The organism is Rhizobium sp. J15, assembly GCF_002531825.1.
In the GTDB taxonomy this organism is placed as follows: Bacteria; Pseudomonadota; Alphaproteobacteria; order Rhizobiales; family Rhizobiaceae; genus Rhizobium.
Genome location: NZ_NWSX01000023.1, coordinates 60304 through 86402, shown reverse-complemented (window position 1 = coordinate 86402; position 26099 = coordinate 60304). Strand labels below are relative to the sequence as shown.

22 protein-coding genes and 1 pseudogene are annotated in these 26099 nt (G+C 63.4%); 8 read left to right on the top strand and 15 right to left on the bottom strand.

Going from position 1 to position 26099, the window contains the following annotated elements:
- Window positions 1–58: 58 nt before the first annotated feature.
- Entirely contained in the window at window positions 59–958 is a 900-nt protein-coding gene (locus CO670_RS19885) for an AraC family transcriptional regulator (RefSeq protein WP_097591831.1), read from the bottom strand.
- A 45-nt stretch (window positions 959–1003) separates the two neighbouring features.
- On the opposite strand from CO670_RS19885, the gene CO670_RS19880 reads away from it, so the two are divergent.
- Entirely contained in the window at window positions 1004–1411 is a 408-nt protein-coding gene (locus CO670_RS19880; protein WP_097591830.1) for a DUF2000 family protein, read from the top strand.
- Window positions 1412–1463: 52 nt separating this feature from the next.
- Here CO670_RS19880 and CO670_RS19875 read toward each other — a convergent pair whose 3' ends face one another.
- The 7 genes from CO670_RS19875 to CO670_RS19845 all read right to left on the bottom strand — a co-directional run bounded on the left by CO670_RS19875 (window position 1464) and on the right by CO670_RS19845 (window position 10599).
- Window positions 1464–2129 (bottom strand): OmpA family protein, encoded by a 666-nt coding sequence (locus CO670_RS19875; RefSeq protein WP_004673336.1) that lies wholly within the window; start codon window positions 2127–2129, stop codon window positions 1464–1466.
- A gap of 251 nt (window positions 2130–2380) precedes the next feature.
- Window positions 2381–2791, bottom strand: a complete 411-nt coding sequence (locus CO670_RS19870; RefSeq protein ID WP_245425906.1) for a hypothetical protein — start codon at window positions 2789–2791, stop codon at window positions 2381–2383.
- 113 nt (window positions 2792–2904) lie between these two features.
- Window positions 2905–3903, bottom strand: a complete 999-nt coding sequence (locus CO670_RS19865; RefSeq protein ID WP_097591829.1) for a flagellin — start codon at window positions 3901–3903, stop codon at window positions 2905–2907.
- 271 nt (window positions 3904–4174) lie between these two features.
- Entirely contained in the window at window positions 4175–7330 is a 3156-nt protein-coding gene (locus CO670_RS19860) for an efflux RND transporter permease subunit (RefSeq protein ID WP_097591828.1), read from the bottom strand.
- On the bottom strand, window positions 7327–8535 hold the full coding sequence (locus CO670_RS19855) for an efflux RND transporter periplasmic adaptor subunit (protein ID WP_097591827.1): 1209 nt from the start codon (window positions 8533–8535) through the stop codon (window positions 7327–7329). Before CO670_RS19855 ends, CO670_RS19860 begins: the two co-directional genes overlap by 4 nt.
- A gap of 289 nt (window positions 8536–8824) precedes the next feature.
- A complete protein-coding gene (locus CO670_RS19850) occupies window positions 8825–9739 on the bottom strand; it encodes an adenylate/guanylate cyclase domain-containing protein (RefSeq protein ID WP_097591826.1) in 915 nt (304 codons plus the stop codon).
- 167 nt (window positions 9740–9906) lie between these two features.
- Complete coding sequence (locus CO670_RS19845) at window positions 9907–10599, bottom strand: TetR/AcrR family transcriptional regulator C-terminal domain-containing protein (protein ID WP_097591825.1); 693 nt, start codon at window positions 10597–10599, stop codon at window positions 9907–9909.
- A gap of 136 nt (window positions 10600–10735) precedes the next feature.
- Between CO670_RS19845 and CO670_RS19840 the strand changes: the two genes are divergently transcribed.
- Complete coding sequence (locus CO670_RS19840; protein WP_097591824.1) at window positions 10736–11224, top strand: RidA family protein; 489 nt, start codon at window positions 10736–10738, stop codon at window positions 11222–11224.
- Window positions 11225–11247: 23 nt separating this feature from the next.
- Here CO670_RS19840 and CO670_RS19835 read toward each other — a convergent pair whose 3' ends face one another.
- Window positions 11248–12159: a LysR substrate-binding domain-containing protein gene (locus tag CO670_RS19835; protein WP_097591834.1), complete on the bottom strand. Its 912-nt coding sequence runs from the start codon at window positions 12157–12159 to the stop codon at window positions 11248–11250.
- Window positions 12160–12259: 100 nt separating this feature from the next.
- Between CO670_RS19835 and CO670_RS19830 the strand changes: the two are divergent.
- From CO670_RS19830 to CO670_RS19815, 4 genes and pseudogenes are all read left to right on the top strand, one after another.
- Window positions 12260–13004 (top strand): annotated as a pseudogene (locus CO670_RS19830) (SDR family oxidoreductase).
- 1 nt (window position 13005) lies between these two features.
- Window positions 13006–13707 (top strand): cupin domain-containing protein, encoded by a 702-nt coding sequence (locus CO670_RS19825; protein WP_097591823.1) that lies wholly within the window; start codon window positions 13006–13008, stop codon window positions 13705–13707.
- Between the two features lies 1 nt (window position 13708).
- Window positions 13709–14812, top strand: a complete 1104-nt coding sequence (locus tag CO670_RS19820; protein ID WP_097591822.1) for an FAD-dependent oxidoreductase — start codon at window positions 13709–13711, stop codon at window positions 14810–14812.
- On the top strand, window positions 14809–16020 hold the full coding sequence (locus tag CO670_RS19815; RefSeq protein WP_097591821.1) for an MFS transporter: 1212 nt from the start codon (window positions 14809–14811) through the stop codon (window positions 16018–16020). The genes CO670_RS19820 and CO670_RS19815 overlap by 4 nt, the downstream gene beginning before the upstream one ends.
- A gap of 73 nt (window positions 16021–16093) precedes the next feature.
- Here the strand turns inward: CO670_RS19815 and CO670_RS19810 are convergent, their stop codons facing one another.
- The 5 genes from CO670_RS19810 to CO670_RS19790 all read right to left on the bottom strand — a co-directional run bounded on the left by CO670_RS19810 (window position 16094) and on the right by CO670_RS19790 (window position 22088).
- Window positions 16094–16357, bottom strand: coding sequence for an AbrB/MazE/SpoVT family DNA-binding domain-containing protein (locus CO670_RS19810; RefSeq protein ID WP_097591820.1), 264 nt, complete (start codon window positions 16355–16357; stop codon window positions 16094–16096).
- Between the two features lie 90 nt (window positions 16358–16447).
- A complete protein-coding gene (locus tag CO670_RS19805) occupies window positions 16448–17998 on the bottom strand; it encodes a SpoVR family protein (RefSeq protein WP_097591819.1) in 1551 nt (516 codons plus the stop codon).
- Window positions 17995–19269 (bottom strand): YeaH/YhbH family protein, encoded by a 1275-nt coding sequence (locus tag CO670_RS19800; RefSeq protein ID WP_097591818.1) that lies wholly within the window; start codon window positions 19267–19269, stop codon window positions 17995–17997. The genes CO670_RS19805 and CO670_RS19800 overlap by 4 nt, the downstream gene beginning before the upstream one ends.
- Window positions 19270–19281: 12 nt before the next feature.
- Window positions 19282–21225 (bottom strand): PrkA family serine protein kinase, encoded by a 1944-nt coding sequence (locus CO670_RS19795; RefSeq protein WP_097591817.1) that lies wholly within the window; start codon window positions 21223–21225, stop codon window positions 19282–19284.
- 386 nt (window positions 21226–21611) lie between these two features.
- A complete protein-coding gene (locus CO670_RS19790) occupies window positions 21612–22088 on the bottom strand; it encodes a VOC family protein (RefSeq protein WP_097591816.1) in 477 nt (158 codons plus the stop codon).
- A 222-nt stretch (window positions 22089–22310) separates the two neighbouring features.
- Between CO670_RS19790 and CO670_RS19785 the strand changes: the two genes are divergently transcribed.
- Window positions 22311–24794 carry a UvrD-helicase domain-containing protein gene (locus tag CO670_RS19785; RefSeq protein WP_097591815.1) on the top strand — a complete coding sequence of 828 codons (2484 nt, stop codon included), beginning with the start codon at window positions 22311–22313 and terminating at the stop codon, window positions 24792–24794.
- Window positions 24795–24824: 30 nt separating this feature from the next.
- Here CO670_RS19785 and CO670_RS19780 read toward each other — a convergent pair whose 3' ends face one another.
- Window positions 24825–25172 (bottom strand): hypothetical protein, encoded by a 348-nt coding sequence (locus CO670_RS19780; protein WP_097591814.1) that lies wholly within the window; start codon window positions 25170–25172, stop codon window positions 24825–24827.
- 255 nt (window positions 25173–25427) lie between these two features.
- Between CO670_RS19780 and pncA the strand changes: the two genes are divergently transcribed.
- Complete coding sequence (gene pncA / locus CO670_RS19775; RefSeq protein WP_097591813.1) at window positions 25428–26054, top strand: bifunctional nicotinamidase/pyrazinamidase; 627 nt, start codon at window positions 25428–25430, stop codon at window positions 26052–26054.
- Window positions 26055–26099 lie beyond the last annotated feature (45 nt).

The window sequence follows — 26099 nt, the reverse complement described above, 5'->3', positions numbered from 1 at the left end:
GCATTCTGAAAATTCGGGAAGAGGCGACCAGCCAATAAGCCTGGCCGCAAAATCCCGACTAAAGCGACATTTGTTTTCTCAGCTCCTGCGATGTTCTGTTGCCATGAACGAGTGCTGACCACTGCCCGGGCGTCATCCCATAGGCCTTCTTGAAATGGCGGTTGAGGTGGCTCTGGTCGGCAAAGCCGGTCGCCGCCGCCGCATCCGAAATGCCCTCACCCGCGCCGATCATCGCACGGGCCTGCTGCAACCGCCGCATCAGGAGATAACGGTGCGGGCTGGTGGCGAAGGCGGCCCGGAAATGCCGCGACAGCGCGAAACGGTCGAGCCCCGTCACCGCCTCCAGCTCGCCGGAGCGTACCGCCCGCGTCGCATGCGCTTCGAGATAATCCCGCGCCGCCCGGGCCTGCCGCCAGGCCACGCCGCCGAGCGGCCGGCGCGGAAGACGTGCGTGCCGGGAGAGCCCACCCGTCACCCTTGAGACGAAATCGTCGACGAAAAGCTCGTCCAGCTCGCGGTCGAGTTCGCCAAGGGCGGCCAGCAGCACGCCGGCGAGCGCAGGATCGCCGATAACGGGCTCGCTGACGAAAGGCAGGCCGACACCGTCCGCCTCCAGGCATTCAAGCAGCAGCGCCGGCTCCAGATAGAGCATGCGGTATTGCAGCCCGTCCTCGGTCCCCGCTCCGCCGTCATGCTCCTCGTCGGGATGCAGCACGATCACCTGCCCCGGCAGGCTGAAGCGCCGCTCGCCGCGATAGCGGAAGGTCTGCACCCCCTTCAGCGTCACGCCGAGCGCATAGGTATCGTGCCGGTGCGGCTCGAAGGCATTGCCGGAGAATTGCGCCTCGATGCGCTCGATGCCGGGAAAGGCGGGCGCCGTCAGGATGCCGTTGCCGGATGGTCCCGTGCACAAACGTTCAAGACCTTCGAAGACCTGCGGATGTAGATCCTGGCTCAAGGCGCCCGATACTCCATAACCCTGATATAGGTGAAAGACCGTCCGATGTTTGATACCAAAATTGCCGTCGTCCTGCGAAACAATCTTGCCGGCTGGCAGAAGCTCAACGTCACCGCCTTCCTCATGACGGGCATCGCCGGCGGCCACCCCGAAATCATCGGCGAACCTTATAAGGATCGCGCCGGCAATCTCTACAACCCGCTATCGATCCAGCCGATCATTGTGCTCTCCGCCGACGAGGCGGTGATGTCGGCCATCCATCGCCGATCGCTGGAGCGCGATGTCACCGCTTCGCTCTTCATCGAGGAGATGTTCGCGACCGGCCACGATGCCGCCAACCGCGCCGTCTTCGCCGAATTCGCACCCGACGATGCCAAGGTCGTCGGCATCGCGCTGCGCGCCGAAAAGAAGATCGTCGACAAGATCACCAAGGGCGCGACGATGCAGCATTGACGAAAAAGGCCGGGCATGGCCCGGTCTATCCGCAAACGCTGCGAGACGGGGCTCAGCCCTGCGTGATCGGCGCGATCTGGATTTCGACGCGGCGGTTCTGGGCGCGGCCGGCCTCGCTTGCATTGGAGGCGACCGGCTGGGACGGGCCGAAGCCGACGGCGGAGACGCGGCGCTGGTCGATGCCCTGGCCGCCGAGATAATCGGCAACCGAAAGCGCGCGGCGCTGCGACAGATCCTGGTTATGCTGCAGGCTGCCGGTCGAATCCGTATGGCCGTTGACGTCGATCAGCGTGCGGTTGAACTTGCGCAGCACGATCGCCACCGAATTCAGCGTCGGATAGAAGCCCGGCTTCACCGCATCCTGATCGACGTCGAAGGTGATGTTCGAGGGCATATTGAGAATGATGTTGTCGCCGTTGCGGGTCACCGAAATGCCGGTGCCTTCGAGCTGTGCGCGAAGCTCCGCTTCCTGCTGGTCCATGTAGTTGCCGATCGCACCGCCGGCGAGCGCGCCGATACCGGCGCCGATCAGCGCCGCATTGCGCTTGCCATGCCCGCCGCCGCCGACGGCCACACCGACGAGAGCGCCGCCGAGCGCACCGAGCGCCGCGCCGCCCGCCGTATTGGAAACCTTCTGCTCACCAGTATAGGGGTCGGTCGTCGTGCAGGCGCTGAGATAGCTTGCTGCGACAGCCAGAAGTATGAATTTCTTGATCATGGACAGGACGGTCTCCGTTCGAAGCTGCTGCGAGCAAATGGCAAGGATTGCGGCAAGAAAATGAAAATATTCTCTTGATAGGGGAATTTCAGGCGCCGAAACAACGGTGATGTTGCAGCAATGCGCTGATATCACCAGTTTTAAGCAAAGCGCAGTTAGCTACGCCCTCGTGAGCACAACGAGCAGCCGCATGAGAGCGGGCGGCTGGATGACCGCCGCATTAAAATCCTTTGCAAACGTACCGAGATGCATCATGCCGATCGAGGATCCTCTTCCTCCTCTTCACTGAGCCGACCACGCTTGCGCATGAGATTGAGGGCTTTCGTCGCGACGGGCTGTATGCGACTTGGCCAGCCTGTTGCGATAAGCTCGTAAGCATTGATGTTCCCCGGCGTGGCATCGCAAGCTTCATCAAGAATGCTGCTTACCTCCAGCAGCAGAGTGCGCTCATCACGTGTGATGGCACTGTTAGACTGCATTTCGCCGTGGGCACGGTGAGGAACCCAATCATAGAAGTTTTCGAAGTATTCGACAGGCCATGCGCGGCGCACTCCATCGTCTCCCTCGGCTAATATCTCAACGGCTTCCATAATCCGATTGCGGATACGCTGATCGATGACCCTGCCTGAAGGCTGCTTTTCCATAGAAGAAATCGCGTCCATCGCTTTCTTAACATACAGTTGGGTGGGACAATCGTGCGATCAAGGCTCGTTCGTATCAACGCGCGAGCTTGAACAGGCAATCCTGCACCACTCAACCCATTTCAAACGGTTTCTTAGAAATTCTGAAACAGCTGCCTGACCGTGTCATAAGTCGCATTGGCGATGTTCAGTGATTGCAGGCCGAGCTGTTGCTGCGTCTGCAGCGCCCGGAGCCTGCTCGACTCCTCCTCCATGTCGGCATCGACCAGCCGGCCGATGCCGGCGGTGATGTTGTCGTGGAGCTTGGTGGCGAAATCGTTCTGCAGTTCGATGCGTTTTTCCAGCGCGCCGAAGGCCGAGCCGACTGTCGTCAGCTGCGTCAGCGCCGCATCGACGACGCTGATCATCTCACCGATCTGCCCTTTCGTCGTGGCGGCCGACAGCGAAATGACGACCTGGCCGGTGGTGGTGCCGTTCTTGCTGGTCATCAGCACGTAGTTCTGCGCGGCCCCGAGCTCGGTGGCGAAATAGGACGAGGTCAGCACGCCGTATTCGCCCGAGCCGGTGGCGCGGTCGTCGATCAGGTAGCGCGCATCCTTGGAGGTCGTGGCCCCGACCGGCGTATTGTCGATATGGTAGCTCAGCATGCCGATCGAGACGGTGCCGTCGGCATTGCGGATGAAGGAAGCCGGGATCTGACGCGGCTGCGTCGGCGTCGCGTCATTGTTGAGGATCACCCAGTTGTCGCTGTTGAAGGTCGCCGATTCCGACACGCTGCGCAGCTGCTCCTGCAACTGCTTGAGCTCTTCGTTGATCTTGGTCTTGTCGACCCCCTCCTCGGTGGCGGCGACAAGCTTGGCCTTGATCTCGGAGACGACGTCGATGACGTTCTGGACGCCGGTATAGGCCGTGCCCATCGTCGCAGCCGCCATGCCGAGCGCGTCCTGAATGGCCGAAACGGCCTTGTTGTCGGTGCGGGCGGTGGTGGCGATCGACCAGTAGACGGCGTTGTCGGCCGCTTTGGCGACACGCATGCCCGTCGTGATGTGGTTCTGCGTGACCGTCATGTTGCGATTGATATCGCGCAGCACATAGAGCGCCGCATCCACGGAGACGCGCTGATAAATACTCACGGGAACTAAACTCCAAAAACACAACAGAACGCAACTGAACAGGAATGAACCTTCCGCGCAGACACTCATGTCCGGGGTCGCTGTGTTCCAGCGCATGCAGCCTTCAAAAAAACGAAGAAGACCAGTCGGTTCCTGGTCACGATCATTGCCGCTTATACTTAACAAACGGCTAATCTTCAGACGAAATTTATCTTATTTCCCAAGACTTCATACACCATAAGAAGCGCCGCCGGATGCGAATCCGGCGGCGCGTTCGATGCGGGATGGAGGCCTATTCGGCGGCCTGCAGCTGCTCCTCGTCGGGCGCCGGCCGGGGGCGCGTGGCAACCGACATTTCCTCGTGCAGACGCGCTTCCTCATGGGCGTGCGGCTTGGCGAAGCGGGCAAGCAGGAGATAGGCGACCGGCGTGATGAACAGCGTCACCAGCGTGGCGAAGCCGAGGCCACCGACGATCACCCAGCCGAGCGCCACGCGCGCTTCCGCACCGGCGCCATGGGCAAAGACCAGCGGCACGCCGCCGAGAATGGTGGCGATCATCGTCATCATCACGGGGCGCAGGCGCAGCGCGCAGGCCTTCTCGATCGAGGAGCGCACGTCCTCGCCCCTGTCACGCAGCTGATTGGCGAATTCGACGATCAGGATGCCGTTCTTCGCCATGACGCCGACGAGCAGAACGAGACCGATCTGGCTGTAGATGTTGAGGCTGGAGCCGGTGATGATCAGCGCGAAGACGGCGCAGGCAAGGCCGAGCGGCACCGTCGACATGATGATCAGCGACGACAGCACGCTTTCGAACTGCGCCGCCAGCACCAGGAAGATGATGACGATGGCGAAGCCGAAGGTCAGCGCCATGCCGTTCGAGTTCTCTTCCAGCGTCGCGGCTTCGGCCAGCGGCAGCAGGCGCGCGCCCGGCGGCAGCAGCGGCTCGGCGAGTTCGGTGACCTGCTTGACCGCGTCGCCGAGTGACATGTTGTCCTTGAGCCCGGCGGTGATCGCGACCGAGGCGAGCTGCTGCTCGCGGTTCAGCTGCGGCGCGACCGAGCCCTCCTTCATCGTGGCGATGACCGACATCGGCACGATCTTGCCGTCGCCGGTCTTCAGGAAGACGTTTTCGAGGTCTGTGGGATCATCGATCGGCCGCGTCGTCGAGGTCAGAAGCACGGGATAGGATTCGCCGTCGACGAAGACATCGACCACCGATCGCCCTTCGAGCAGCGACTGGATCGCCGTCGAAAGCCCGGTAATGTCGATGCCGAGGTCGGAGGCGCGCTCGCGGTCGATCGCCACCGACACCTGCGCCTGGCTCGGCTCGTTGGTCAGGCGCGGCGTATCATATTGGCCGGTGGCCTCAAGCGCCTGAACCAGCTTGGCGGCAGCCGCCGTCAGCGCCTCGTGATCGTTACCAACAAGCGCCATCTGCACGCCGCTGCCGGCGCCGCGGATGCGCAGGCTGTTGGAGGAGATGGCGTTGCCGCGCAGCGCCGGCACCCTCGCCGCCGCCTGATTGATGTCGGCGACGATCTCCGCCTGCGTCCGCTGGCGTTCGCCCCAGGGAGCGAGCGTCAGCACCATGAAGCCGCTGTTCAGCGAGCCGCCCTGGCCGGAAATCGAGAAGACGTTGCGGATGTCGCCGCTGTCGACCAGCGGCTGCAGATATTCCTCGACGAGCTGCATCTTGTCGCGCGTATATTCGAGGCTCGATCCCTGCGGCGTCGTCAGCCGCATCATCACCAGCGACCGGTCCTCCTCGGGCGTCAGCTCGCTCTTGACGGTGGAGAAGGCGATGAGCGCGGCGCCGGCGAAGATCACCGAAAACAGGATGACGACGAAAGGCGCGTTCAGGCAGCCGTGCAGCGCCCATTTGTAGAGACGGGCGAGCGCGCCGCCGAAGCGGCCGAGCGCGCCGTGATCCTCGATCATCGGCTTCGTCAGCATGCGCGAGGCAAGCATCGGGCAGAGCGTCAGCGCCACGATCGACGACAGCCCGACCGAGAAGGCGAGCACGAAGCCGAATTCGCGGAAGAGGCCGCCGACCTGCCCCGGCAGGAAGGAGAGCGGGATGAACACCGCCGCCAGCGTCGCGGTCGTCGCGATGACGGCGAAGAACACCTCGCGCGTGCCGAGCACGGCGGCCGCCCGCGGCCCCATGCCCTCGGCGCGCCGGCGCACGATGTTTTCGAGCACCACGATCGCGTCGTCGACGACGAGGCCGGTCGCCAGCACGATGGCAAGCAGCGTCAGGATGTTGATCGAGAAGCCGACCATGTAGATCGCCGCCAAGGTGCCGATCAGCGCCACCGGCATGCTGACCGCCGGGATCAGCGTCGCACGCCAGTCGCGCAGGAAGAGATAGATGACGGCGGTGACGATGACGGCGGCGAGCACCAGCGCCAGCACCACCTCATGGATCGCGCCCTGGATGAACACGGCGTCGTCGCTGGTGATGGCGATCGTCGTTCCCTCGGGCAGCGTCTTCGACAGCTGCTCGACGGCGGCCTTGATGCCGGTCGAGATATTCAGCGTGTTCGACTGCGCCTGGCGGATGATGCCGAGGCCGATGCCGGGCTTGCCGTTGGAGCGCAGCGTCGTGTCGCCGTCGCGCGGCCCAAGCGTCACCGTCGCGACGTCGCCCAGCCGGACCCGGTCCTGCAGCATGACGTTGGAAAAATCGGCCGGCGTCTGCAGGTTGGCGGTGGCGCGCACGACGATATCCTGCGTCGCGCTCTTCAGCGAGCCGGCCGGCACGTCGAGCGCGGCATTGTCCAGCGCCTTCGTCAGGTCGCCGATGGTGAGCCCGCGGCTCGCCAGCGCGCCCTGATCGACATCGACGCGGAAGACCTTCTCCTGGTCGCCATATTCCTCGACATCGGCCACGCCGTCGACGGAGGCCAGCCGGTCGATCACCTCGTTCTCGACGAGCTGCGTCAGGTCGTCCATGTTGAGGTTGGTGGAGGTGACGGCAAGGCGCATGATCGCCGAGGAATCCGAATCCGCCTTGACGATCTGCGGCGCATCCGCCTCGTCGGGCAGGTTCTGGGTGATGCGGCCGATCGCGTCGCGCACGTCGTTGGCGGCGACCGCGAGATCGATCGCATCGGAAAATTCGAGCGTCACCCGGCTCTGGCCGAAGGACGAGGTCGACGAGATCGACTTCAGGCCGCTGACGCGGGCGACCGCGCCCTCGATCACCTTGGTCAATTCCTGGTCGATCGTCTGCGGCGATGCGCCGTCGAAGGTGGTGCGCACGGTGACGACGGGGCGGTCGACATCCGGCAGCTCGCGCACCTCGACGCCGACATAGGCCGCAAGACCGGCGACGACCATCAGCGTGTTGAACACCAGCGCCAGGATCGGCCGGCGAACGAAAAGCGCGGTGAAGCTCTGCTTGCCCGACGATCCGCCCTGATGAATCTCGGTCACGCTCATTGGGTCGCGACCTCCGCATTCGCAGCGACATCGGCGGAAACGCGCACCGCCCCGCCCTCACGCAGGCGCTGCAGGCCCTGCGTGACGATCTTGTCGCCATCCTTGAGGTCGGCCTTGACGAGAATGAAATCGGGGTTGCGCTGCACGACGCTGACCCGCACCTTGTGCGACTTGTCGTCGATCACCTGCCAGACGAAGGAGCCTTGCGAATCCCACTGCACGGACTGCGGATCGACCGCCGGATATTTGTCGCCGGGGAATTTCATGCTGACGCTGAAGGACATGCCGGCGCGCAGCTCGTCCGACGAGTTGTCGATCCGGGCGCGCAGGCGCAGCGTGCGGCTCTCCGCATCGATGCGGTTGTCGACGGCCTCGATCACGCCCGAGAACACCTGCCCCGGCTTTGCCACCGACATGGCCTCGACCGGCTGGCCGACCGCGACCGTATTGGAGAAGCGCTCCGGCACCCAGAAATCGACGAGGATTTCCGAACGGTCGTCGAGGGTAACGATCGGCGTGGTGGTCGTGACGTTGTCGCCGATATTGACCGGCACGATGCCGACGATGCCGTCGATCGGCGCCGTGATGTTGCGCCGGGCGAGATTGAGTTCGGCCGCCTGTAACTGCAGCCGGGCGCCCTGTTCGGCGATCTCGGAATCGAAGACGTCCATGCGCGACACGCTGGACTTGATGTTGTGATAGAGGTTGGATTTCTCGACCGCGGCCCTGACCGCCACATCCGCCTGGCCGCGGGCGATCACCTGCTCCTCGCTGTCGAGCTTGGCGAGCACCTGGCCGGCTTTCACCCTGTCGCCTGACTTGATGAGGATTTCCCGGATCGTGCCCGTTGCCTGCGGCGTCACCGCGACCGAGCGGATCGCATCCCCCGTGCCGATGGCGTTCAGCCTGTCGTTGACGACGCCCTGGACGACGGCTTCGGTGGCGATGAGAACGGCGCCGTTGCGCCCGCCGCCACGGCGGTTCTGCCCCTGCCCCTGGCCTTGCCCGCGCTGCTGCCCTTCCGCCCGGACGGGAGCGTCGGCATCGGCCGTTTCAGCAGTCTTGGGCGCGATCTTGGAAACGAGGCTCTCCGGAATGCCTGCAGCGCGCATCGTATCGCCGGCACCCGGCACAAAGAAAACCCATGCGGCAAAGCCGGCAATGATGACGACGAGCGAAAGTATAAACTGCTTCCAAAAGGCCATTCACGTCTCCGGAGGGACTCGAGGTTGGACCAGGGTCGGTCGAAAGAGGCGCTGCGGGATCGAGGTCCCCCAAGGGTCCGGATCCCCAGGGAAAAAGATTCCCTGCTGATGCGACAATATCGCGCGTTTACAGCTTAACGGCAAGCATAAGCACCCGGCATTACCGATTTGTAATATCAGCAAAGAATGGAAATAACCCGGGCGCTCACTTTTGCTTGAACGAAGCTGGAAAACGTCTTGACGCGGCCGATTTCGAGGCAAGATTGCGCGGCAAAAACCGATGACGGGTCTAGCGGCGCAATGACCACCGCAGGCCGGCGGCCGCCGCCAGCCCCAGCATCGGCCAGACCGCCCAGAAGCGGCCCTCCCAGGTGAACAGGTTGATGCCGACAATGCCGAGCGCCACGATCGCGAAGGCAGCGATCTTGCGGTCGAACCGGCTCTGCTCGCGATTCCAGACGAGCGCCGCGACGACGGCGAGCACCAGCACGGGGAAACGCGCCCAGAAAACGCCCTGCCACGACAGGAGATTGATGCCGATCAGCACGGCGGCGATGACGCCGAGCACGGCAAACAGCCGTCGTTTGCCGGGAACCGGCCTTGCCGCATCCGCCACGGCAGCGGCGGCGACGGGCTGCGGCCGGGCAGCCGGTCTTTCGGCAGGCGCCGCCTCCTCGCCCCCGCCGCCGATCCTGACCGCATAGCTCGGCACGCCCTCTTCGACATTCTTGACGATCAGCGGCCCGAGAAACTCGAAACCGACAGCCACCTTGTTGCGCACCTGGTCGTAGACGGTGCTCGAAATGACGATGCCGCCGGGCGCTGCCGACGTCTGCAGCCGCGCGGCGATGTTGACGCCGTCGCCGTAGATGTCGTCGCCTTCGACGATCACATCGCCGAGATTGATGCCGATGCGGAAGAGCATGCGCCCGTCGCTCGGGCGGCGGGCATTGAAGCCGGCAAGTTCGTTCTGGGTATCGACGGCGGCGCGCACCGCCTCGACCACGCTCGGAAAATCGGCGATCAGCCCGTCGCCCCAGGTGTTGACGACCCGGCCGCCATGGCTTTCGATCAAGTGCCCCATCGCCTCCCGGCAGCGTTTCAGCGTCGCCAGCGTCCCCTCCTCGTCGGCGCCCATCAGCCGTGTATAATCCTGCACGTCAGCACAGAAGATCGTCGTCAGCTTGCGCCGCGTTTCACTCATGGTCCTCGTCTCCGCGCCGTCCGAACCCGGAAGATCGCTGCAAAAGGCTGAAGCTGGTCGAATGGAGGCAATTTGGGCGATTGCAGCGGGCTTACGTTACTAAGCCTTTGTGTTCCTTGCCACCGATAATTGCTGATGGCCGGCGCGTCACACTGCGCGGATGCTCGTTATCTCGGAGCGAGGCCGTCGAGCAGGAAGTCGAGGCCTTTCCGGAAAGCGCCGTCCCAATCGTCATCGAGCAGCAGACGAGAGCGTTCGAGTGCCGGATAGCGTTCGCCGAGGCCTGCAAGGCGCTCTTGCGCCGCCGCCCGGTCCTCCTCCGAAAGATCGAAATTCGCCCGGGTGACGGTAGCGCCGATCACATAGTTCCAGAGCGACCATATCGCCACGTTCAAATCGGCCTCGGCGACACCGGCGCCGGACAGGATCTTGTTCAGCCGCTCCAGGCGAGCGAGGATGTTCGGACCGAGCGCCTGGCGCGGCAGCAGCGATGCCGACCAGGGATGGCGCAGCATGTTGGCGCGCCAGTCCTCAAGCATATGGACGACTTCCCCGCGCCAGTCCCGAGACCCGGCCGGCTCGGGCACTCGATATTCGAGCACCGAGTCGAGCGCCAGGTCGAAGACTTTCTCCTTGTTTTCGACATGCCAATAGAGGCTCATCGCGCCTGAACCCAGACGATCGGCGAGCCGGCGCATCGTCAATCCGTCGACGCCCTCTGCATCCAGCAGTTCGACCGCGGTCGCCACGATCCGTTCCAGAGACAGGGCCGGATCATTGCGGGACGCCTGCGCGGACCGCGATGACGCAGCCTTTCCTCGAGGCCGTCTGCTCTGCGCGCCGCTGCGTTTGGCTGCCATCCGTCTTCCCTGCCGATCACTATGCCGATTTAAGCCGAGACTTGGGGAATGTCGATCCCGAACAGTTGACTCGTACGATGTACGATGCCATCCAGTCGTACATCGTACGAGTCAATTCGATCCTGCAGGGGAAACCATGTCACGCGCAATCAAGCATCTGCTCATTGGAGGCATCATCATCATGACGACAGGAATTCAAAGCATGACGACGGCGAACGCGGATGATCGCAAGCTGACCATCGTCAATCCGCAGACCCTCTACGACCCGACGCCGAACGGCTACAGCACCGCGGTCATCGTGCCTCGCCAGACGCGGCTGGCCTACATCTCCGGACAGGGCGGCCAGGACAGTACCGGAGCCTTGTCGCCCGAATTCGCGGTACAGGTGAAGCAGGCCTACGCAAACCTCAGCGCCGCCCTCGATGCGCTTGGCGCAAGGCCGGATCAGGTCGCCAAACTCACGGTCTTCGTGGTCGATCACGACATGTCCAAGCTCGAGGTGCTGACCAGGAACGTCAAGGAGATGTTCGGCGACGCATTGCCGGCGCAGACGCTGATCCCCGTGCCCAAGCTCGCCATCGACCCCATGCTCTTCGAAGTCGAAGCCGTCGTGATGCTGGAATAGCGGGCGGCATCGGCCGCCCGCGATCACCGCTGCAGGGAGCGTCCTGCCAGCCAGTCGTGAAACGCGGCGACTTCATGCCGCCGCAGAGCCTTCGGCGCGGCCACGATATAATAGGCCCATTTGACCGGCCAGCGAACCTCCGGCAGCAGATGCACCAATCGGCCGCTGTCCAATTCCTGCGCCACGAGCGCCTTGCGCACGAGGGCGACCCCTCTTGCCGCGACCGCCGCGTGGATGACGGCGGCGGTCGAGTTGATCTTCAGGCCGCCGTCGGCGGGCGCCTGATTGGCGCCGGATCGGGCAAGCCACTCGCCCCAGCTCGGAAAGTCGCCGCCGGGATGCGGCGTTCCGTCGTGGATCAGCGTCTGCTCGGCGATCCATCCTGCGGTCGCGTCGCGATCGGCAGGCAGGAGCCGGTTATGGCAGACGGCGATGATCTCCTCGCCCATCAGGAAGGTGGACCGCACGCCCTTCCAGGAACCGAGGCCGCATCTGATACCGATATCCGCCTCGCCCTGGGCGAGATCGATGACCCGGTCCGAAACGTCGAGCCGGACGTCGATGCCGGGATAGGCCGAGGAAAAATCTTCGAGCCGGGAAATGAGCCAGTTGGCGACCAGTGCCTGCGAGGCCGTCACCACCACGACCGAGCGGGCCTTGCGGCCGCGCAGCTTCCGAAGGCCGGATTCGAGAAGGTCGAGCCCCTGGGCGATGTCTTCAAGGGCGTCCTGCGCCTCGTCGACCGGCGTCAGGCGCTCCGCGCCGGAGCGGCTTCTCCGGAACAATGGATATCCGACCCAATCCTCGAGCGAGCGGACAAGCTGACCGACGGCCGGCGGCGTGACGTCGAGTTCGGTGGCCGCCCCGACGAAGCTGCCATGCCGGGCGGAGGCCTCCAGCGCCTGAAGCGAGCGTAGTCTGGTGAGGTTTCTCATGCCCTTCACGACAAAGTTTTTCTTTCTATCCGATATGGCGTCTTTTCCTCGCGAACGCAAATCCCCGCGCTAGACTCGCCGCGAACAAGAGGATTGACGCATGGTTCTGACAGGAAAGACCGCATTGGTGACCGGCGGTTCGAGCGGCATCGGCCTCGCGGCCGCGCGGATGCTGCGCGACAACGGCGCCCGCATCGCGATCACGGGACGGTCTGAGGAAAAGCTCGCCCTTGCGGCCACCGAACTCGGCGGCGATGTCCTCCCGATCCAGGCGGACGTTTCCTCCCGCGAGGATCTGATTCTGGCAAGCGGCAGGATAAAAGAGGCGTTCGGATCGCTGGACATCCTGTTCGCGAATGCGGGCGCCGCCCTCGGCACGCCGCTCGCGACGACGGACGAGGCCACCTATCACAAGATCATGGATGTGAACGTCAAGGGCGTCTTCTTCACGGTGCAGGCAATGCTGCCGCTGATGCGCGAGGGCGGCTCGATCGTCCTCAACACCTCCTGGCTCAACCAGGTCGGAACGCCGGGCCGGGCAATCCTGTCCGCCTCCAAGGCGGCGGTCCGCTCCTTCGCCCGAACGATGTCGGCGGAACTGCTCGACAGGAAGATCAGGGTCAATGCCGTCAGCCCCGGTTCGATCGAGACGCCGATCCATCGGCAAGAACCAGAGCGAGGAAGAGTTCCGCGCCTATGCCGACCGGGTCGGCGCGCAGGTGCCGCTCGGGCGCATGGGCAGGCCGGAGGAGATTGCGGCCGCCGTGCTCTTCCTGGCAAGCGAGGCTTCGAGCTATATGCTCGGAGCGGAGATCGTCGTCGACGGCGGCAGATCGGAGCTTTGACATGCTTTTGAACGAAGATCTCTCCAGGCGCACCCTCATCCATGCCGCAGCGCTCGACTGGGTGCCGAGCCCGATAAAGGGCGTCGATCGCCGCATGCTCTTCAGGATCGGCGGCGAGAAGGCCCGCGCGACATCGATCGTCCGCTACATCAGCGAAAGCCGGTTCTCGCACCATCGCCATCCTGGCGGAGAGGAGTTTTTCGTCCTCGACGGCGTCTTTCAGGACGAGAGCGGCGATTTCCCCGCCGGCAGCTATGTCCGCAACCCGCCCGGGTCAGGCCATGCGCCGCGGAGCGAGCGCGGATGCACGATCCTGGTCAAGCTCTGGCAGTTCAAGGCCACCGATCGCGAACGCATCGTCCGCCTGCCCGGCGAAGGCCGGCCATCCGAGCCGCGGGCCGGCGTCGCCTCGTCGAGGATACTTTTCGACGGGTCGGACGAGCGGGTGATGCTGGAGGATTGGCGCCCGGATGCCGGTGTCGAGGTCGCCAACCCTAGAGGCTTGGAACTGCTGGTGATCGACGGCGGCTTTACCGAAGCGGGCGACGCGCTCGGCCGCTGGAGCTGGCTTCGCCTGCCGGCCGGGCAGCCGCTTCACGCCAGGACAGGAGGGCAAGGCGCCCGCGTCTGGTATAAATCCGCGCCGCTCCTGCATCAGGACGTCTGCCTCTTCGACAATCCCGAACTCCCCAAGGACAAGTGAAATGAAGGCTTGCAAAGTGGCCGTCGTCGGCGGCGGTCTCGCCGGGCTCTATGCGGCGCGCGCGCTCCATGCATCCGGCATCGACACCATGCTGGTAGAAGCGCGTGGCCGGCTCGGCGGCCGCATCCTGACCGCCGATGCTTCAGGCATGCCGGCCGAAGACGGCTTCGATCTCGGCCCTTCATGGTACTGGCCCGAGATGCAGCCGGCCATGGCGGCGCTCGTCGCGGAACTCGGGCTTCGCTCCTTCGGCCAGAACAGCGAGGGAGCGGTCGTCTTCGAACGCATGTCGCGCGAGAAGCCGCAGCGCTATCTGCCGGCGGCGCTGGACCAGCAATCGATGCGGCTCGCAAGCGGAACGGCGGCGGCGATCCGCGCGCTTTCGGGCCAGCTTCCCGCCGAGCGCATCCTTCTCGACACGAAGGTGACGGCGATGGACCTCGCCGAAGACGGCGTCCGGCTCACCGTCCAGACGCGCGAGGGCAGCGCGGAGAGCCTGCATGCGGAAATCGTCGTCGCCGCCCTGCCGCCGCGGCTCCTGGAGGCGGCGGTCACGTTTACGCCCCCGCAGGATCCGGCAACCGCCGCCCGCTGGCGCGACACGCCGACATGGATGGCGCCGCATGCAAAGTTCTTCGCGATCTACGACAAGCCCTTCTGGCGCGTAAACGGCCTCTCCGGCACGGCGCAGAGCATGGTCGGGCCGCTGGTCGAAATCCACGATGCGACAACCGCCTCGGGCAAGGCCGCGCTCTTCGGCTTCCTTGGCGTCGGGGCGGATCAGCGCGCCGCGCTTGGCGAGGAGGTTTTGAAGCAGGCATGCCTCGCACAGCTTGCGAGACTTTTCGGCCCCGATGCGCTTGCCCCGGGCGCAACCCTGCTGAAGGATTGGGCTGCCGATTCGCTGACGTCGACCGCAGCGGACCGTTCCGGCGGCGGACATCCCATACCAGGAAGCCCGCGCTGGGTATCCGGTCCATGGGAAGCCCGCCTTCTGCTGGCCGGAAGCGAGACCAGCGAAACCGAACCCGGCTATCTCGCCGGCGCCGTCATCGCCGCCAAGCGGGCGGTCGCCGAGATCCGGTCCAAGATGGATAGAGAATGAACGTCATCCAGCAAGTTTCGGCAGACCCTGAGATCGCAAGGCGCAACTCATGGATCCTGACGCTCGCCCAGGCCTTCGGCGGCGCGAACGCGCCCGTGGTCGTTTCGCTCGGCGGGCTCGTGGGGCAGCATCTGTCGCCCGATCCCGATCTCATCACCCTGCCTGTCAGCCTGCTCAATCTCGGGCTGGCGCTCGGAACCCTGCCGGCAGCCTATGTAATGCGCCGCTTCGGGCGGCGGGCGGGCTATCTGCTCGGCACGATGATCGGCGCCGTCTCCGGCCTGATCGCCGCGGCCGGCATCGTGCTCGGCAGCTTCATCGTCTTCTGCCTCGGCACCTGCCTTGCCGGCTTCTATTCGTCCTACGTGCAGAGCTACCGTTTCGCCGCGACCGACAATGCCACCGGCGCCGAGAGCCAGAGAGCGATCGCCCGTGTGATGATCGGCGGCCTCGCGGCCGCGATCATCGGGCCGCAGCTCGTCATCTGGACGCGTGATGCGGTTCCGGGAACGCCCTTCGCAGGAAGCTTCGTCAGCCAGGCCGCCCTCGCCGCGCTGGCCTTCCCGATCCTCTTTCTGCTGCGCACATCGTCGCCGCAGAAAAGCGTGGGCCGGGAAAGCCATGCGGAGCGTCCGCTGTTCCAGATCCTCTCATCGCCGCGTTATCTCCTGGCGATCGCGACGGGCGTCGTCTCCTACGGGCTGATGACCTTCGTGATGACCGCCTCCCCGATCGCCATTGTGGGGCACGGCCATTCGATCGACCAGGCCGCGCTCGGCATCCAGTGGCACATCCTGGCCATGTACGGGCCGAGCTTCGTGACCGGGCGGTTGATGGTGCGCTTCGGCAAGGAGCGGGTGGCGGCCGTCGGCCTGCTGCTGATCGGCAGCTCGGCGGCGGTTGCGCTTTCCGGCTTCGACATCGCCCATTTCTGGATTTCGCTCGTCCTGCTCGGGATCGGCTGGAACTTCGGCTTCATCGGCGCCACCGCCATGGTGGCCGACTGCCACACGCCGGCCGAACGCAGCAAGGTTCAGGGCGCAAACGACTTCCTCGTCTTCGGAACGGTCGCCTGCGCCTCCTTCTCATCGGGCTCACTGCTGCACAGCTCCGGCTGGGAAACGATCAACTGGATCGTGCTTCCGGCGGTGGCCCTGGTTCTGGTTCCCCTGGTCTGGCGCGCGGCCCGGCCGGCCTACGCCTCGTGACGGGTCACGCGAGGGCGGCGCTGCCGCTGTCGAACATCGACCGGTCGTCGGGTCCTCGAGCGTTCACGCGCGGTCATTCCTTCCAGCCCTCGAACGGGTCGTGGTCTTGCGTGGATTGGCGGCGGTCGGCCGCTCCGAGGAAATCGTTCTCAACCTGGTTCTTGCCATAGAGTTCGAAGAGACCGTCCCATGAAACGGGCTTGCGCGACAGAATGACGTCGCCGGACTTGGGATCGCGGCGCACGAACACTTCGTTTCCCTCGAAGCGGAACTCACTGGGGAGTCTGACAACCTGGCTGCGGCCGATTGTGAAAATCTTGGCCGTATTCCTCGCCATGAAGCCCCCCGTACCGTGATTGGCTATCACGATATGAACCGGCAGCCGGCAGGTATCAAGAGGTCCCCCGCCGCGCCCGGGCAAATCCGATCACTGAACGATCTTGCGCGGGCTTGCCGTATGCTCCCTCGCCACGACGTTCGAGCCGTCGATTTCCTGAAGCAGGACGTCGTAGCCCCAGAGATCGGCGAGATGCTGCAGCACCTGCTTCATGTCGGTTTCCTGGAGATAGCAGCCGTTCATGACGATGTGCTGCAAGAGCAGGCGGCGGTCGCCGGCGAGGTCGACGTCGACGATGTCGATGGCCGGATCGGTCCAGCCGATATCGTATTCGCGGGAGAGCTGGCGGCGGATGCGGAGATAACCGCGCTCGTTGTGGATCGCCGAAACCAGTATGCCTTCGGTCTGCTCCGGATCGTCATAGAGATGGAACAGCCTGAGCTGCCGCATCAGGTTCGGGCTCAGAAACTGGCTGATGAAGCTCTCGTCCCGGTAATTGGCCCAGATGTCGCGCAGCACGCCCATCGCATCGCCGCGTCCCGCGATATCGGGGAACCACGCGCGGTCCTCGTCCGTCGGCGACGTTACGATCCGCTCGATATCCTGCATCATCGCAAAACCGAGCGCATAGGGATTGAAGCCCGAGAACCGCCGGTCGTCGTAATTCGGCTGGAACACGACATTGGCATGCGATTTCAGGAATTCCAGGAAGTTTCCGTCGCTGATCTGCCCGCGATCGTGAAGCCGGTTCATGATCTGGTAATGGACATAGGTGGCGGTTCCCTCGTTCATCACCTTGGTCTGCCGCTGCGGATGGAAATATTGGGCGACATGGCGGACGATGCGCAGGATCTCGCGCTGCCATGGCTGCAGCCGCGGCGCGGTTTTCTCAAGGAAATACAGGATATTGTCCTGTGGAAGGCCGAGTGCCGCCCGCCGCTTTTCCAGTCCGATGTCCCCCGCCTTCTTCGCCTTGCCGACGGGCACGGTGCGCCAGAGATCGTTGTACATCTGCTCTTCGTGGGCGCGGCGCTCCTGCTGCCGCTTCTCCTCCTGGCGAAGATCGACGGTATTCTTGCCCGCGTAGCGGTGCACCCCGTGCGACATCAGCGCATGGGCCGCGTCGAGCGTGCGCTCGACCGCCACTTCGCCGTAACGTTCCTCGCAGCGGGCGATGTAGCCCTTGGCGAAATCGAGATAGTCGAGGATGCCTTCCGCATCGGTCCAGAGCTTGAAGAGATAGTTGTTTTTGAAGAAGTGGTTATGGCCGAAGGCCGCATGCGCGATGACGAGCGTCTGCATCGTCGCCGTGTTCTCCTCCATCAGATAGGAGATGCAGGGCGAGCTGTTGATGACGATCTCATAGGCAAGATCGCGCATGCCGCGGCGATAGAAGGCTTCGTGATGGGCGAAATGCTTGCCGAAGGACCAGTGGCGATAGAAGAGCGGCATGCCGGTCGAGGAATAGGCGTCGAGCATCTGCTCGGAGGTGATGACCTCGATCTGGTTCGGATAGACATCGAGGCCGAGCTCTCCGAGCGCGATGTCCTCGCAGGCATCGTGAATGCGCTGCAGTGTCGTGAAATCCCAGTCGGCGCCTTCGAACAGCAGCAGCTCTTTCGCCCTCAGCGTCGTGGTCATGGCGTCACCTTCGATTGTGCCTCACGTTTCTGGAAGAGATCGTGGAAAACCGGGAAGATCTCGCTTCGCCGGCAGACCTTACGCATCGAAAGCGGCAGGAGTTCGGATCGGATGCCCTCATAGAGCGTCCAAAGCGGCGAACGGGAGATGGAGGAGTCGCCACCCTCTTCGCCGACTTCGATATAGGCGAAATACTGGCAGAGCGGCAAAATCTCCCGCAACAGCTGGCCGCTCAGGCCTCCGTCCGAATGGGCGTTGTCGCCGTCCGAGGCCTGGGCGCCGTAAATATTCCACTCGGCCGGATCGAACCGCGCCGCGATGATCCCGCGCATCGCCGCCAGCGCGCTGGAGACCAGCGTGCCGCCCGTCGCCGGGCCGTAGAAGAAGGTTTCCTCGTCGACCTCCTCGGCCCTGTCGGTGTGGCGGATGAAGACGATTTCCACCTTCTTGTAGCGCTTCGACAAGAAGAGATAGAGCAGCAGGTAGAACCGCTTCGCCAGGTCCTTCATATGTTCGGACATGGAGCCCGAGACGTCCATGAGGCAGAACATCACGGCCTTCGCCACCGGCTTCGGCTCGTTTTCGAAGCGGCGATACCTCACGTCGAGCGGGTCGATGTAAGGAATGCGCCGGCTTTTTTCCTCCAGGATCTTCAGCTTTGCCTCGAGCCCTAGGCGGGTCTCCTCGTCCTCGCATTCCTCGATCTGCCGCTGCAGGTCTTCGATTTCTTGAGGACGCGGGCGACGGAGCGCGATGCGGCGCATCATCGCCAGCCGCGTCGTGCGGCCGACGGCGATGTTGGACGGCGATCCCGAGACGGAGTAGCCGGCCCGGAAAGGCGTTTCCTCCTCGGTCTCGGCAAGCCGCCGCTTGGCGAGATCGGGCAGTTCCAGATCGTCGAGGAAAACGTCGAGGAATTCCTCGCGCGTCAGCACGAAGCGGAAGCCGTCCTCGCCGTCGCCTTCGCCCGCATCCTTCGGCTTCCCGCCCTTGCCGCCCGGCGGGCGTGGAAGGATATCGCCTTCCACGAAGGCCCTGTTGCCGGGCAGGATATGATCGCTGATGCCGCCGTCGCCCCTTCTCAAGCTCGGTTCGGCCATTCCATCGATCGGCAGGCTGATTTCCCCGCCGTCGAGCACATCTCGAATGTTTCGGTTTTGCAGAGAACGTTTGACCGCCTGCTGCACGGCGCCCTTCATGCGACGAAGGAACCGCTGCCGATTTTCCAGACTTTTACCGCGCGGATTTAGCCGCCGGTCGACAATGTGCATAATGGCTCCGCATTAGCTTGCCTGTTTGACGCGCATGTACCACTCGACAAGGCGCCGAACCTGCCGTTCCGTGTATCCCCGCGCGGCCATGCGCGAGACGAATTCGCTGTGCTTCTTTTCTGTTTCCGAATCCTTCTTCGATCCAAAGGAAATGACCGGTAAAAGGTCCTCGACCTGCGAGAACATTCGCTTTTCGATGACTTCCCGGATTTTCTCGTAGCTCGTCCATGACGGATTCTTTCCGCCGTTGGCTGCCCGCGATCTCAAGCAGAACTTGACGATTTCGTTGCGGAAATCCTTCGGATTGGCGATCCCGGCGGGCTTTTCGATTTTCGTCAGTTCCTGGTTCAGGAGCTCGCGATCGAGAAGCTGGCCGGTATCGGGATCCTTGAAGTCCACATCTTCGATCCAGGCATCGGCATAGTCCACATAGCGGTCGAACAGATTCTGTCCGTAGTCCGCATAGGACTCAAGATAAGCTTTCTGGATTTCATTTCCAATGAACTCTGCGTAACGAGGCGCAAGATCGGCCTTGATGAACTCCAGATAGCGCTTCTCGGTATCGTCGGAAAACTGCTCCCGGCGGATCGCCTGCTCGAGCACATACATCAGATGTACGGGATCGGCGCCGATATCGGTCGTGTCGTGGTTGAAGGTCGAAGCCAGCACCTTGAAGGCGAAGCGGGTCGAGATCCCGTCCATGCCCTCGTCGATGCCGGCGGCATCCCGATATTCCTGCACGCTGCGGGCGCGCGGGTCGGTTTCCTTCAGGCTTTCGCCGTCATAGGTGCGCATCTTCGAGAAGAAGGTCGAGTTCTCGTGCTTGCGCAGGCGCGAAAGCACGGAGAAGCGGGCGAGCATTTCGAGCGTGGCGGGCGCGCACGGCGCATCCGCAAGCTCCGATCCCTCGATCAGCTTCTCGTAGATCTTCTGCTCTTCCGTCACCCGCAGGCAGTAAGGCACCTTGATCACGCAGATACGGTCGATGAAGGCCTCGTTGTTCTTGTTCGCCTTGAACGTCTGCCATTCCGCTTCGTTCGAATGCGCGAGCACGATGCCCGAGAAGGGTATGGCGCCGATATTCTCGGTGCCGATGTAATTGCCTTCCTGCGTCGAGGTCAGCAGCGGATGCAGCATCTTGATCGGCGCCTTGAACATCTCGACGAATTCGAGAATGCCCTGGTTGGCGCGGTTGAGCCCGCCCGAATAGCTGTAGGCGTCGGGATCGTTCTGCGAGTAGGTCTCCAGCTTGCGGATATCGACCTTGCCGACCAGCGAGGAAATGTCCTGGTTGTTCTCGTCGCCGGGCTCGGTCTTGGCGATGGCGATCTGGCGCAGCCGTGACGGCTGGATCCTGACGACGCGGAAGCGGGAGATATCGCCGCCGAAATCGTCGAGCCGCTTCACGCACCACGGGCTCATCAGCCCGCTCAGGCGCCGCTGCGGAATGCCGTATTGTTCCTGAAGCAGCGGTCCCATCGTCTCGGGATCGAAGAGGTTCAGCGGGCTTTCGAAAACCGGGCTGATCTCGTCGCCTGCTTTCAGGACATAGATTGGATGGACCTCCATCAGTTGCTTCAGCCGTTCCGCCAGGGACGACTTGCCGCCGCCGACGGGGCCGAGGAGATAGAGGATCTGCTTGCGTTCCTCGAGCCCCTGCGCGGCATGGCGGAAGAAGGAGACGATGCGCTCGATCGTCTCTTCCATGCCGTGGAAGCCGGCGAAAGCCGGATAGACCCGGATCGTCCTGTTCATGAAGATCCGGCCGAGGCGCGCGTCCCGGGCGGTATCGACCATCTGCGGCTCGCCTATCGCGGCGAGCAGGCGCTCGGTCGCATTGGCATAGGCGATCGGTTCTTTTTTGCAGAGATCGAGATATTCCGCCACCGACATGTCGGTTTCGCGGCGTGCTTCGTAACTGCGGGTGAACGCATCGAATACGGATTCACTCAGCATGGGCCCTCCATCAAGGTTCTGCCACAGGCTCCAGGTGTCCCTATAACCATCGAGATGGCCACGGCGTTCCTGAGAATCAATAGTTTCGTAGGTATATTCCACGCTCACCGGCTGTTTCTGGCAATGCACAAAGATGTGCATGCACCGGATCTTTTTTGAACTCTGCGAAACTGTTTATTATTGTAGTTGAGAACGGGGGTATTGCGGTATCAGCACATTTCGCGACGTGACATGAATGTCAAAAAGGTGTGCAATGTCGCCCGTGATTCGAGTTCCGGCCAAAACGCCGGCCGGCAGCACCGGTCGGGCGAGCGCCTGTCTGGCGGCCAGCGCGCGCCCGGGAATTCAGCGTATTCCTCACCAGACTCAGCGGGCGGAATTACGCCTCAGCCGGCGAACGCCTTCTCCAGCGCTGAGATATCGATCTTGACCATGCCGAGCATCACCTCGGTGACACGCTTGCCCCGCTCGCGATCGCTGTCGGCGACCATCTCGGAAAGCGAGCGCGGCACGATCTGCCAGGAAAGGCCCCAGCGGTCTTTGAGCCAGCCGCAGGCCTCCGGCGTGCCGCCATTGGCGAGAAACGCATCCCAGATCCGATCGATCTCGGCTTGGCTGTCGAGAAGGACGGCAATCGAGAAAGAATGGTTGAAGCTGTCGAACGGCCCGGCTTTCATCGCCACGAAGGCCTGGCCGGCGAGCGTGAATTCGATCAGCTCGACGCTGCCGGGAGGCCCGCTCGGCGTTTCGGCCGGCAATATGGTGGTGCGGCCGATCCGGGAGTCCGGAATGATCGACACGTAGAATTCGACGGCTTTGCGCGCTTCCTCGGCGAACCACAGATTTGAAACGACCTTCGGCATGGCAGTCTCCTTGTTGACGAGCTTTGGTCCGGACTCTGGGCCCGATGCTCCAAGGACGCGCCGCCGGCGCGGATTCCGACAGGCAGCGGCTCAGATTTTCCGCCCTGCCCCGCCCGGTGACCCTGCCGCCCTGGGCAAACCCCTTGGGATAGCGGGCGGCCTGGGAATGAAAGCAGAACATCTTTTCTGGTCTTTCCCTCCCGAATCACTACATTACGCGCCATGAGCAACAGTTTCGACGATATTCCCTTCTTCGACGAAGAGCCGGGCGAGATGCCGCGCAAGCCGCAGGCGCCGTCGGGAAAGGCGCCGGCCTCGGGAAGCATTGCATCTGGCGGCATCGCCGCCCGCGCCATGGCGGCCCGCGACGGCGGCAAGCGGCCGGATTATCTGGCAGGCCTGAACCCCGAGCAGACCGAAGCCGTCGAAACGCTGGAAGGCCCGGTGCTCGTGCTTGCCGGCGCCGGCACCGGCAAGACGCGCGTGCTGACAACCCGCATCGCCCATATCCTGTCGAGCGGCCGCGCCTTTCCCTCGCAGATCCTCGCCGTCACCTTCACCAACAAGGCCGCCCGCGAAATGAAGGAGCGTATCGCGCTCCTCGTCGGCGGCGCCGTCGAAGGCATGCCCTGGCTCGGCACCTTCCACTCGATCGGCGTCAAGCTCCTGCGCCGCCACGGCGAACTCGTCGGCCTGCGCTCCGATTTTACCATTCTCGACACCGACGACGTCGTGCGCCTGATCAAGCAGCTGATCCAGGCCGAAGGCCTCGACGACAAGCGCTGGCCGGCCAAGCAGTTCGCCGGCATGATCGATACCTGGAAGAACAAGGGGCTCGGCCCGGCCGATATTCCCGAGGGCGATGCCCGCGCCTTCGCCAACGGCCGCGGCCGCGATCTCTATTTCGCCTATCAGGCGCGCCTGACGACGCTGAACGCCTGCGATTTCGGCGACCTGCTGATGCATCCGATCGCGATCTTCCGCAAGAACCCGGATCTGCTCAAGGAATATCACGGCCGCTTCCGCTATATCCTCGTCGACGAGTATCAGGACACCAACACCGCGCAATATATGTGGCTGCGGCTTCTCGCCCAGCGCGCCAAGGGCGAGCCGCAGAACGTCTGCTGCGTCGGCGACGACGACCAGTCGATCTATGGCTGGCGCGGCGCGGAGGTCGACAACATCCTGCGCTTCGAGAAGGATTTTCCCGGCGCCAAGGTCATCAAGCTGGAGCGCAACTACCGCTCGACCGAACATATCCTCGGCGCCGCCGCCCATCTGATCGCCCACAATGAAGGCCGCCTGGGCAAGACGCTGTTCACCGACCGCGCCGATCCCGAGGACGTGAAGGTGCAGGTCCACGCCTCCTGGGATTCGGAGGAGGAAGCCCGCGCCATCGGCGAGGAGATCGAGCAGCTTCAGCGCGACAAGCACCTGCTGAACGACATGGCGATCCTCGTGCGCGCCTCCTTCCAGATGCGCGAGTTCGAAGACCGTTTCGTCACGCTGGGCCTCAACTACCGCGTCATCGGCGGCCCGCGCTTCTACGAGCGCCTCGAAATCCGTGACGCCATGGCCTATTTCCGCCTGGTCGCGCAGCCGGCCGACGACCTCGCCTTCGAGCGCGTCATCAACACGCCGAAGCGCGGCCTCGGCGACACGACGGTGCGCGCCCTGCATGACTATGCCCGCGCCCGCGATATCCCGATGCTGGCGGCCGCCGCCGACATCATCGAGACGGATGAACTGAAGCCGAAGGCCCGCAAAGCGCTCTTCGACGTGATTCAATCTTTCCGCCGATGGCAGGAACTGCTTGAAAACACACCGCATACCGAACTTGCCGAGCAGATCCTCGAAGAGTCCGGCTATACCGACATGTGGAAGAACGACAAGAGCGCCGAAGCGCCCGGCCGGCTGGAAAACCTGAAGGAACTCATCCGCTCGATGGAAAGCTTCGAGTCGATGCGCGGCTTCCTCGAACACGTCTCCCTCGTCATGGACGCCGAGACCAACGAGAACCTCGACGCCGTCTCGATCATGACGCTGCACTCGGCCAAGGGCCTCGAGTTCGACACCGTCTTCCTGCCAGGCTGGGAGGAAGGCCTGTTTCCCCACCAGCGTTCGCTGGATGAAAGCGGCCGCGCCGGCCTGGAAGAAGAACGGCGGCTCGCCTATGTCGGCATCACCCGCGCCAAGCGCCGCTGCCATATCTGGTTCGTTTCCAACCGCCGCATCCACGGCCTCTGGCAATCGACCCTGCCCTCACGCTTTCTCGACGAACTGCCGGAAAGCCATGTCGAGGTCGCCGAGATGGAACAGAGCTACGGCGGTTACGGCCGCGGCGGCTACGGCCAGTCCCGCTTCGACAAGGCCGACCCCTTCTCCAACTCCTATTCCACACCCGGCTGGAAACGCGCCCAGGCCAACAAGACCGATGCCACCCGCGACAATTGGGGCACCCGCTCCGGCCACGCCGTCGAACGCATTGGCTATGGCGAAAGCGGCCCGAAGGGGCGCACGATCGAAGGCGAGCTGGTGGCGAAATCCACCTCCTCCGAACCGTCGCGCTTCACGCTCGGCGACCGCGTCTTCCATCTGAAATTCGGCAACGGCAACATCACCGGCATCGAGGGCAACAAGCTGACGATCGATTTCGATCGCGCCGGCCAGAAACGGGTGCTGGACGGCTTCGTCGAGCGGGTCTGACCGCGCGGCGATGTCGCTCGGGGTGAACCGTCACCCGAACATACGCATGCTGCTGAGGCCGAGAATGTCGTTCAGCAGGGCGATGCCCATTCCGATGGCGACGACCGACAGCCCGATCAGGAAGAGCCGACGAGCCCGGTCATATTTGGCGGCGATCAGCGAGTCGCGCGCCAGGAGATCGGCAAACACCTTCACCTGGATAGCGATACCGACCGTCAGGAACGACATCGGCAGCAAATCGACACTGCTCCAGTCATTTGGATTGGACACCCACAGACTGATGAAGTTGAGGGAGAAACCAAGGATGATCCCGGCCGCCGTCAGCGAGCCGTTGCGGAACGTCGCATCGATTTTTTCATCGGGTTGAGGCTCGGACATGGCTTCGGTTCCGGCTTGCATCTCAGGCAAGAAAGGCAGAAATCAGGGCGGCCGGCAAGACCGCCCTCTTTGCACGTCGCTCTCACACAACCGCACCCTATCGCATTGGTTGTATTAGCGTATTCTTTTTCGAACGGCTACTACCACCGGTGACGGAATTAACGCTTGCATGAGGGCCTTCGGGAATTCACTAGTTGATGCATCGAGTGTGCATTTGGCATCTTGCATTGCGATTAAGCGAAGGAATTGGCTTTGATGAAAGCGCTGCTGCTTGTCGATATCCAGAACGGCTTCTGTCCGGGCGGCAACCTGCCGGTGCCGGAGGGCGACAAGGTGGTTCCCGTCGCAAACAGGCTGATCGACAGTGGCAGATACGATCTCATCGTCGCCTCGCAGGACTGGCATCCGCCGGGCCACGGCAGTTTCGCCTCCGCCCATCCGGGCGCCGCCCCTTTCGAGATGGGCGAACTCTCCGGCAAGCCGCAGATGATGTGGCCGGACCACTGCATCCAGGGCACGCTCGATGCCGAACTGCATCCCGCGCTCAAATCCGAAGAGATCGACCTGATCCAGCAGAAGGGCGAGGATCCCAGGATCGACAGCTATTCGGCCTTCCGCGATAATGATCGGGATGCCTCGACCGGCCTTTCCGACTTCCTCGAAGACCAGGGCGTCACCGATCTCGATGTCTGCGGCCTCGCCACCGACTACTGCGTCAAGTTCTCCGCGCTCGACGCACTGGAAATGATGCCTGGCATACGGGTACGCTTCATCGAGGATGCCAGCCGCGGCATCACCCCCGAAGGCGTCGCCGCCGCCATCGACGAGATGCGGGCGCATGGCATTGCGATTATCGACAGCGCCAAGGCTCTGGCCGGCTAACGCCCGCGAAAAACAACGCGGGAATGTCGGATCGGCGCATGCCCA